This window comes from Streptomyces nanshensis, from assembly GCF_001751255.1.
GTDB classification, from domain to species: domain Bacteria; phylum Actinomycetota; class Actinomycetes; order Streptomycetales; family Streptomycetaceae; genus Streptomyces; species Streptomyces nanshensis_A.
Map to the genome: position 1 here is coordinate 3,506 of NZ_LJGW01000396.1, position 8,425 is coordinate 11,930.

Annotated in this window: 8 protein-coding genes and 1 pseudogene; 2 read left to right on the plus strand and 7 right to left on the minus strand. The window is 73.2% G+C overall.

All coding sequences use genetic code 11. The features are described from left to right. Together AN218_RS24740 and AN218_RS24745 are read right to left on the minus strand one after the other, a co-directional pair. On the minus strand, positions 1 to 1,309 hold a 1,309-nt coding region (locus tag AN218_RS24740), incomplete at its 3' end, for a GAF domain-containing protein (RefSeq protein WP_244900669.1). Between the two features lie 160 nt (positions 1,310 to 1,469). After that, positions 1,470 to 2,288: a 3-hydroxybutyrate dehydrogenase gene (locus tag AN218_RS24745; protein ID WP_070019146.1), complete on the minus strand. Its 819-nt coding sequence runs from the start codon at positions 2,286 to 2,288 to the stop codon at positions 1,470 to 1,472. A gap of 154 nt (positions 2,289 to 2,442) precedes the next feature. Here AN218_RS24745 and AN218_RS24750 point away from each other — a divergent pair, with 154 nt between their 5' ends. Further along, positions 2,443 to 3,531 (plus strand): extracellular catalytic domain type 1 short-chain-length polyhydroxyalkanoate depolymerase, encoded by a 1,089-nt coding sequence (locus AN218_RS24750; RefSeq protein ID WP_070019147.1) that lies wholly within the window; start codon positions 2,443 to 2,445, stop codon positions 3,529 to 3,531. A 163-nt stretch (positions 3,532 to 3,694) separates the two neighbouring features. On the opposite strand, the gene AN218_RS24755 is transcribed toward AN218_RS24750, so the two are convergent. Together AN218_RS24755 and mshA are read right to left on the minus strand one after the other, a co-directional pair. Next, the gene (locus AN218_RS24755; protein ID WP_420856010.1) at positions 3,695 to 4,288 is read right to left on the minus strand and encodes a type III secretion system chaperone family protein; all 594 of its coding nucleotides are present in this window, start codon (positions 4,286 to 4,288) and stop codon (positions 3,695 to 3,697) included. 25 nt (positions 4,289 to 4,313) lie between these two features. Further along, complete coding sequence (gene mshA / locus AN218_RS24760) at positions 4,314 to 5,711, minus strand: D-inositol-3-phosphate glycosyltransferase (RefSeq protein ID WP_070019148.1); 1,398 nt, start codon at positions 5,709 to 5,711, stop codon at positions 4,314 to 4,316. 292 nt (positions 5,712 to 6,003) lie between these two features. On the opposite strand from mshA, the gene AN218_RS24765 reads away from it, so the two are divergent. After that, positions 6,004 to 6,819 carry a methylase gene (locus tag AN218_RS24765; RefSeq protein ID WP_070019149.1) on the plus strand — a complete coding sequence of 272 codons (816 nt, stop codon included), beginning with the start codon at positions 6,004 to 6,006 and terminating at the stop codon, positions 6,817 to 6,819. Positions 6,820 to 7,058: 239 nt separating this feature from the next. Here the strand turns inward: AN218_RS24765 and AN218_RS24770 are convergent, their stop codons facing one another. The 3 genes and pseudogenes from AN218_RS24770 to AN218_RS38485 form a co-directional block, all read right to left on the minus strand. Next, on the minus strand, positions 7,059 to 7,457 hold the full coding sequence (locus AN218_RS24770; protein ID WP_079132549.1) for a DUF2267 domain-containing protein: 399 nt from the start codon (positions 7,455 to 7,457) through the stop codon (positions 7,059 to 7,061). Positions 7,458 to 7,566: 109 nt separating this feature from the next. Further along, positions 7,567 to 7,992, minus strand: coding sequence for an Hsp20/alpha crystallin family protein (locus tag AN218_RS24775; RefSeq protein WP_070019152.1), 426 nt, complete (start codon positions 7,990 to 7,992; stop codon positions 7,567 to 7,569). A 122-nt stretch (positions 7,993 to 8,114) separates the two neighbouring features. Next, a pseudogene (locus AN218_RS38485) lies at positions 8,115 to 8,425 on the minus strand (hypothetical protein); the annotation flags it as partial.

Genomic DNA, 8,425 nt, shown 5'->3' on the forward strand with positions numbered 1-8,425 from the left:
GTCCGTCGCCGGCCCGTACCGCGGGCTGCTCTCCCGTACCGCCCCCGGCGGCCGGCCCCTCGCCGAGCGCCGCGGCGTGGCCTTCGAGGCGGGCGCTGAAGAGGACGTGCGGGGCGTCGAGGTCGGCGTGCAGCCGGGCGGCGCGCTCGCGCAGCAGGCGCGGGTCGTGGCTGGTGGAGTCCAGGAGGTCGTCGAGGAGTTCGCCCCGTACGCGCTGCTCCGCCTCGCCCGCCGAGCGGCGCGCGAGCAGCAGCAACGACGTGACCATGGCGGCCCGTTCGAAGGTGCGCTGGTCGACGGGGTCCAGGACCTGGTGGTCGTGCAGCACGAGCGCGCCCAGCAGTTCGCCGCCCGCGGAGACGGCGGTCACCCAGCGCTCGCCGTCCGGCGTCGCATGGCCCTCGCTGCGGGAGCGTTCCACGGCGGGACGGGCGGAGGCGGCGGACGGTTCGACGAACTCGACGCGTCCCGCGAGGACTTCGGAGACCGCGGCGGCCACGTCCGTCACATCGCCGCCGCGCAGCACCAGTTCGGTGAGCCGGTCGTGTACGTCGCTGGCGCGCTGCATCGTCTCGTTGGCGCTCTCCAGCTCGGCCATGGCGTCCCGGGTCTCGGAGAGCAGCCGCGCGGTGTCGATGGCGACGGCGGCGTGGGCCGCGAACGAGCCGAGCAGCGCGATCTGTTCGCGCTCGAAGACGCGTGCGCGGCGGTCGGCAGCGTAGAGGACGCCGATGACGTCGCGCCCGCCGAGCAGCAGCGGCACCCCGAGGATCGCGATCAGGCCCTCCTCGTTGACGGCCGCGTCGATCGGGCCGGTGTGGCGGAAGCGCTGGTCCGAGGGGTAGTTGTCGGTGACGTACGGACGGGCGGTCTGGGCGACGAGGCCGCCGAGCCCCTCGCCCATGCCGAGCCGCACCTGCTGGAAGCGCGCCGAGACGGAGCCCTCGGTGACGCGCATATAGGTGTCGCCGCGCTCGTGGTCGGTCAGCGACATGTACGCGACCTCGGTGCCCAGCAGCGAGCGGGCCCGCTGCACGATCGCGCGGAGCACGTCGTCCAGGTCGCGCAGGCCGGCGATGTCGTGCACGGTCTCGATGAGCGCGGTCAGCTCCGCCTCGCGCCGCCGCCGTCCCTCCAGCTCGGCGCGGATGCGCAGGGCGGAGTGCTTGCCGCGCTCCAGTGCGGCCAGTTCGTCGGGCGGCGCTCCGGCCTCGCGGGCGCGGGCGAGGGGTTCGTCGTACGCCTCGGCGGGCGCGCTGCGCGAGAGGAGGTCCAGGTAGGCGGCGTCGGGCGGCCGGGCTTCGGGCATGGTCACAGGCTTACCCGCGGTGCCGTGTGTGACGCCAGAGGCGGAACGTGTGGCCCCGTCCGTTCCCGTACGAGGGTCCCGTGCGCGGCCCGGCCCCGAGCCTCGCGCTGAGCCGCGCGCCGAGCCGCGCCCCGAGCCCCGCGCAGGACCCCCCGACGGATCAGTGCGCCGTCCACGCGCCGTCGAGCGGCAGCGAGGCCCCGGTGATGAACGACGCCTCGGGAGCGCACAGATACGCCACCGACTCGGCGACCTCCTCCGGCTCCAGCAGCCGCTTCAGCGCCGAGTCGGCGAGCAGGATCTCCGCGACGACCCGGTCCTCGGAGATGCCGTGCGCGGCGGCCTGGTCGGCGATCTGCTTCTCGACCAGGGGCGTACGGACGTAGGCGGGGTTGACGCAGTTGGAGGTGACGCCGTGCTCCGCGCCCTCCAGCGCGGTCACCTTCGACAGGCCCTCCAGGCCGTGCTTGGCCGAGACGTACGCCGACTTGTACGGCGAGGCGCGCAGCCCGTGCACGGAGGAGATGTTCACGATCCGGCCCCAGCCCTGCTCGTACATGTGCGGCAGCGCCCCCCGTATCAGCCGGAAGGGCGCCTCCAGCATCAGCGTCAGCAGCCGGTGGAAGTCGTCGGGCGGGAACTCCTCGATGGGGCGCACCAGTTGGGCGCCCGCGTTGTTGACGAGGATGTCCGCACCGGCCGCCGTGCGCTCGGCGGCGTCCAGGCCCGCCGCGTCGGTGAGGTCCACGGGGTGGGGTTCGAGCGCGCCGCCGGACGCCGCGTCCTGGAGCGCCCGCAGCCCGTCCGCGTCCCGGTCGGCCGCACGGACCTTCGCGCCCGCCGCGGCGAGTCTCAGGGCGCACGCCCGGCCGATGCCGCTCGCGGCACCGGTGACCAGCGCGGTACGGCCGGTCAGGTCGAGGGCGACGGAGTGCGGACCGGTGAGGCCCGGCGGGCCGGGTGTGAGCTCCTGGGTCATGCGGCCACGCTAGGACGCTCCGCGGAGGCGGCCCAATGTGGTGGCGCCACACTCGGGCCCCGGCACCGCTGGACGTACGACACGTTCGGACGGGCCCCGCGCCCCTCTACCGTCGAGCGGGTCCCCACGGGACACCCCCCACGGAAGGAGCGCCATGAAAGCACTTCGCTCGAAAGCCGCTCTGCTGCTGACCGCCACGGCCGCGCTGACCGCGCTCGCCACCGCCGGACTGACCACCGCCGGACTGACCACCGCCGGGCTGAGCACCGCCGCCGGCAGCCCCGCCGGCACTCCCGCCGGCTACGCCTACGAACACACCTCCGCGCAGCGGACGGTGGACGCGGACGGGAGCGGTGCACGCGCCGCCGGTCTGGAGAAGGTCGACGACTTCGGGTCGAACCCCGGAGCGCTCAGCATGTACCGCTACGCCCCCGAAGGGCTGCCCGCGAAGAGCCCCGTCGTCCTCGTACTGCACGGCTGCACACAGGACGCGGCCGGGTACTTCGAGGGCGCCGGGTGGCAAGCAGCCGCGGACGACGGGAAGTTCGCCGTCGTCGCGCCGCAGCAGGAACAGGCCAACAACATCAACAAGTGCTTCAACTGGTTCCAGCCCTCCGACACCGACCGCGACAAGGGCGAGGCGCAGTCGATCAAGCAGATGGTCGACAAGACCGTCTCCGATCTGGGCGCCGACCCCTCGCGCGTCTTCATCACCGGCCTCTCGGCGGGCGGCGCGATGACGGCCTCGATGCTGGCCGCCTACCCGGACGTCTTCCAGGGCGGCGCGATCGTCGCGGGGCTGCCGTACGGCTGCGCGGACAGCACCGCCGGCGCCTTCACCTGCATGAACCCCGGCGTCTCCAAGTCGGCCTCGGAGTGGGGTGATCTGGTAAGGGCGGCCGATCCGGACCACTCGGGCGCCCGTCCGAAGGTGTCGGTCTGGCACGGCACGGGCGACACGACGGTCGCGCCGATGAACGCGGAGGAGTCCGTCAAGCAGTGGACGGACGTGCTCGGCGCCGATCAAGAGGCCGACGCCACCGAGGAGTTGGAGGGCGGCACGACCCGCTCCGACTACACCGACGAGGGCGGCGACGTCGTCGTGCGCAGCTATCTCGTGGACGGCATGCCGCACGGCACCCCCGTGAAGCCGGACCAGGGCTGCGGCACGGCGGGGCAGTACTTCCTCGACACGATCTGCTCGACCAGCCACATCACCGGTGACTGGGGGCTGGGAGGCTGACACTGGTCCCTCCCCGTTCCCGGGCGCTCCCCCGGAGGTCCGGCCCCGCACCCGGTGCTCGCGGGGCCGTGCACACCTCCGGGGGAGCGCGCGCGTACGGGTACGGGTACCGCCGAACTCCCGCCATTCTCCAAGGAGTTACGGGCTCACGGGCGTCGCGGGGTCAGCCGCGGTCGCCGCCCTCCGGGGTGCCCCCGGTGAGATGGGTGAACGCCTCCAGATTGCGGGTGGACTCGCCGCGCGAGGTGCGCCACGCGTACTCGCGGCGGATCGCCGACGCGAAGCCCATCTCCAGCAGGGTGTTGAAGGAGCCGTCGGCGTTCTCCAGTACGGCGCCCAGCAGCCTGTCCACCTCTTCCACCGTGACGGCGCTCAGCGGGAGGCGGCCCGCGAGATAGACGTCGCCGAGCTTGTCGATGGCGTAACTCACGCCGTACAGACGGGTGTTGCGCTCCAGCAGCCAGCGGTGGACGGCCGCGTGGTTCTCGTCGGGGCAGCGTACGACGAAGGCGTTGACGGACAGGGAGTGTCTGCCGACGGCGAGCGAACAGGTCGTGGAGAGCTTGCGGGTGCCGGGCAGGGTGACGACGTACGTGCCCCCGGCCGGGCTCTCCCACTCCAACTCGGCCTCGCGCAGGGCCTGTTCGACGGTACGCCGGGCACGCTCCACGGCGGCGTCGGCGGCCGCGCCACGGGCCCGCCCGTCGTGCGAGCCGTTCGCACCGCTCGTGCCGCTCGTGCTCCGCGCGCCGGTCACGCCGTGCTCGCCGTTCACGTCCGGGTCAGCCATGGGCCGATCGTAGGCGACGACGCCGGTCGTGCATCGCGTCGGCATAGACCTGAAGGGTGCCCGCGGCGGCCGCGTCCCAGCCGAACTCCGCGGCGTGCCGGGCCGCCGCCTCGCCCATCCGCTCGGCCGGTCCGTACGGCTCGTCCGTGACGAAGCGGCGCAGCGCCTCGGCGTACGCCCGCGGTTCGTGCCCGTCCACGAGGAAGCCGCTGACCCCGTCCCGCACGGCCACCGGCAGCCCGCCGACGGCCGCCGCGATCACGGGTGTGCCGCACGCCTGTGCCTCGACCGCTACCAGCCCGAACGACTCGCTGTAGGAGGGCATGACGAGGACGCTCGCCGCGCGGTACCAGTCCGCCAGCTCCTCCTGGTCCACCGGGGGCCGGAAGCGCACCACATCCGAAATGCCCAGCCTTGCCGCCAGTTTGTGGAGCCGCTCCGGCTTCGCGAGCCCGCTCCCGCTCGGCCCGCCGACCACCGGCACCAGCAGCCGTCCGCGCAGCGACGGGTCCTCCGCGACGAGCAGGGCGACGGCGCGCAGCAGGATGTCGGGCGCCTTGAGCGGCTGTATCCGCCCGGCGAAGAGCGGGATCAGCGCGTCCTGCGGCAGTCCGAGCCGGGCGCGGGCCGCGGCGCGTCCGTCGGCGGGACAGAAGCGCTCCAGGTTCACACCCGGGTGTACGACGGCGGTGCGGGACGGGTCGGCCTCGTAGTGACGCACCAACTCATCCGCTTCCTCTGCGGTGTTGGCGATGAGCCGGTCCGCGGCGCGCACGATCTGCGTCTCGCCGATCACCCGGGCCGCCGGCTCCGGGGAGTCGCCCTCGGCGAGCGCGGCGTTCTTCACCTTGGCCATGGTGTGCATGGCGTTGACGAGCGGTACGCCCCAGCGCTGCGCCGCCAGCCAGCCGACGTGGCCGGAGAGCCAGTAGTGGGAGTGGACGAGGTCGTAGTGACCGGGCCGGTGCCCGGCCCACGCCTGCATCACGCCATGCGTGAACGCGCAGAGCTGCGCGGGCAGTTCCTCCTTGGCCAGGCCCTCGTACGGTCCGGCGTCGATGTGCCGTACGAGCACGCCCGGCGCCAGCTCGACGCTGCCGGGGAGCGAGGCCGTGGTCGCCCGCGTGAAGATCTCCACCTCGGTGCCGTGCGCGGCGAGCTGCTTGGCCAGCTCGACGATGTAGACGTTCATGCCGCCCGCGTCGCCCGTGCCCGGCTGGTGCAGCGGTGAGGTGTGGACGCTCAGCATCGCCACCCTGCGGGGCCGCCGGCCGGTGCCGAACTTCAGCCGGGGGCGCTGCTGCTGCGGCAGGGCGTCCCGCCCGGACCGCGGACCCCGGCCCCGTGGAAGGGAGCGGAGCTCGCCGAGCCGTGCCATGTACTGGCTCACGGGCGATTGCCTCCTCGTCGTGGAGTGCTGCCGGGCATGTACGTCCATGTGTCCGGGACCCGGGGCCCCGGGCTGCGCAGCGGGCACGCGCCGTGACGCACGGAAGCCGCAGGGGCCTCCGACCCTCTTGCCTCAACACCGGAGCCTGCGGTTCCCATTTCTGCTTTGCCGAATCGTGACAGTGCCGTTCCGGCGGGCGTACGCGACGGGCTCCGCGCCGCACCCTTCGCCCCGCTCTCCTCGCCCGCCCCTCGCACCGTCCCGGCCCGCGTCCGCGCCGTACGCTCGGTGCATGGCCGCCCGCTCCCCCTCCCGCCCCCTGGGGAACGTGACGCGCGGGACGACCGCCCCCAACCGGCTGCGCCGCATGGACCGTTGGATCGCCGCGGCCCACGCTCCCGCGCTGCGCGGCGCCCGTGGCGCACGGCCGCCGCTCGCCGTCGACCTCGGCTTCGGCGCCGCGCCCTGGACGGCCGTCGAACTGCTGGAGCGGCTGCGGAAGGTACGCGCGGACGTCTGCGTCGCCGGGGTCGAGATCGATCCGGAACGGGTCGCGGCGGCGCTGCCGTACGAACGCGAGGGACTGACGTTCCTGCACGGCGGGTTCGAGGTGCCGCTGCCGGGCGGTGCCCGTCCGGTGCTGATACGGGCGGCGAACGTGCTGCGGCAGTACGCCGAGCCGGAGGTCGCCCCGGTGTGGGCCCGGCTGTGCGCACGGCTGTCGGTGCCGGACGGACTGCTGGTCGACGGCACGTGCGACGAGATCGGGCGCCGCCATGTGTGGATCGCGCTCGGCCCGGAGGGCCCGCGCACGGTCACCTTCGCCGCCCGGCTCGGCTCGCTCACCACGCCGTCGGATCTGGCGGAGCGACTGCCGAAGGCGCTGATCCACCGCAATGTGCCGCGCGAGCCGGTGCACGCCTTCCTCCGGGACTTCGACCGCGCCTGGGCGACGGCCGCTCCCTACGGTGCGCTCAGCGCGCGGCAGCGGTGGATACGGGCGGTGCGCTCGCTCGCCGGGGACTGGCCCGTGACGGCGGGGCCGCACCGCTGGCGGCAGGGCGAGGTCACGGTGGCGTGGCACGCTCTGGCCCCACTCACCGGCTGACGGCGGGCGCCTCCCGTACGGCTGAGCTGCCCGTACGGTTCCGGCCCGCCTCGTCCAACTCGCCCTGCGCACGCGGCTGATACGGCTCGTACCGCTCGTACAACTCGTGCAGCTCGTAAAACTCGTACAGCTTCCAGCGTTCGTACGGCCCGTACGGCTGCCGGGCCGGCGGAGCCGCCGTGACGCGGCGGGCCCTGCCGGCTCGGCAGACTCGACGAGCCTGCGGGCGAAGCCCGGTCTCAGGCGGCGCTCGCCAGCTCCGCGCGCCCGAAGAGCAGGGCGTACCCCGCGGGCAGATCGGCGAGTATCGCCTCCGTGAGCTCGTCGCCGCACACCCGTGCCAGCACGCTGAGCACGGAGCTGACGTCCCAGCGGGCCGTGGCGGACGTCGAACCTTCGAGCCGGCGCGCGACGGCCTCCACGAACTCCGCCGCCGTCAGCGGCTTCGTCGCGGGCAGTTGATACCTCAGCGTCTCCGCGGCGGTCGCGGGCAGCCGCCCGGCGACCCGTTCACGCACGCCGTTGGACAGATGACCGCCGAGGGCCGAGAGGACGACCCGGATCACCTGCTTCGTCTCGGCGTCCGTCGTATAACGACCGTCCTCGCGTACGCGGCCGACGAGCTCGTTCCACTGCATACCTTTCCGTTCCTTCCTTTAGGGCTGGCCTGAGAGGCCGCTCTCCGGTGTGCCCAGGAGAGCGGCAAGGAATGTGCAGCAGAGTCGGATGTCACATGTGAGCCCGCACTCACCCGGTGAGTTCATGGGCGGACGCGTCGCGTCCGCTGATCTCGATCTTGCGTGGCTTCGCCTTCTCGGCGACCGGGATGCGCAGGGTCAGAACGCCGGCGTCGTAGGCGGCGTCGATCCGCTCGGTGTCCAGTGTCTCACCGAGGAAGAGCTGCCGGCTGAACGTACCGGACGGACGCTCCGCCACGACCTTCTCCGCGCCTTCGGGGGCGGGCGAGCGGCGCTCGGCGTGCACCGTGAGGACGTTCCGCTCGACGTCCAGGTCGATGCTCTCGGGGCTGACGCCCGGCAGGTCGAAGTGGACCACGAACTCGTCGCCGGAGCGGTACGCCTCCATCGGCATCCCCGCGGGCCGGGTCTGGGTGCCGAAGACCTGCTGGGTGAAGCGGTCGAGCTCCCGGAAGGGGTCGGTACGCATGAGCATCACGGATCATCTCCTTCTGTGGACGGCACTTTCGTGCGATGCCATGTGCCTTCTTATATACACCGACCCGAGGAAAGTTGACAACTCCGGACTCAAGTAAGTCGCCGCCGTGCCACCCCAGTTCAGAGGGTCTGCGGCTCCGCCTCGCGGGAGTCCGCGTCACGGTTCGCCTCGGTGCTGTTCGCTTCGGTGCTGTTCGCTTCGGAGCCGCTCGCTCCCGGGCCGCCGTTCAGCACCCGGTCCCACAGCTCCGCGAACTCGCGCCGTGCCGCCTCGGCCTCCTGGCGCTGTCCCGCGTGCAGCACGCCCAGGGCGTACGCCGTGGCAGGCGCGATGCGCGGGGTACGGGCCGCCGCTGCCGCCGCGTCGGCCGCCTCGATCGCGTCGCGGTACCGGTCGAGGGCCCTGCCCGCCGTGGCCAGCCGCGGGTCCG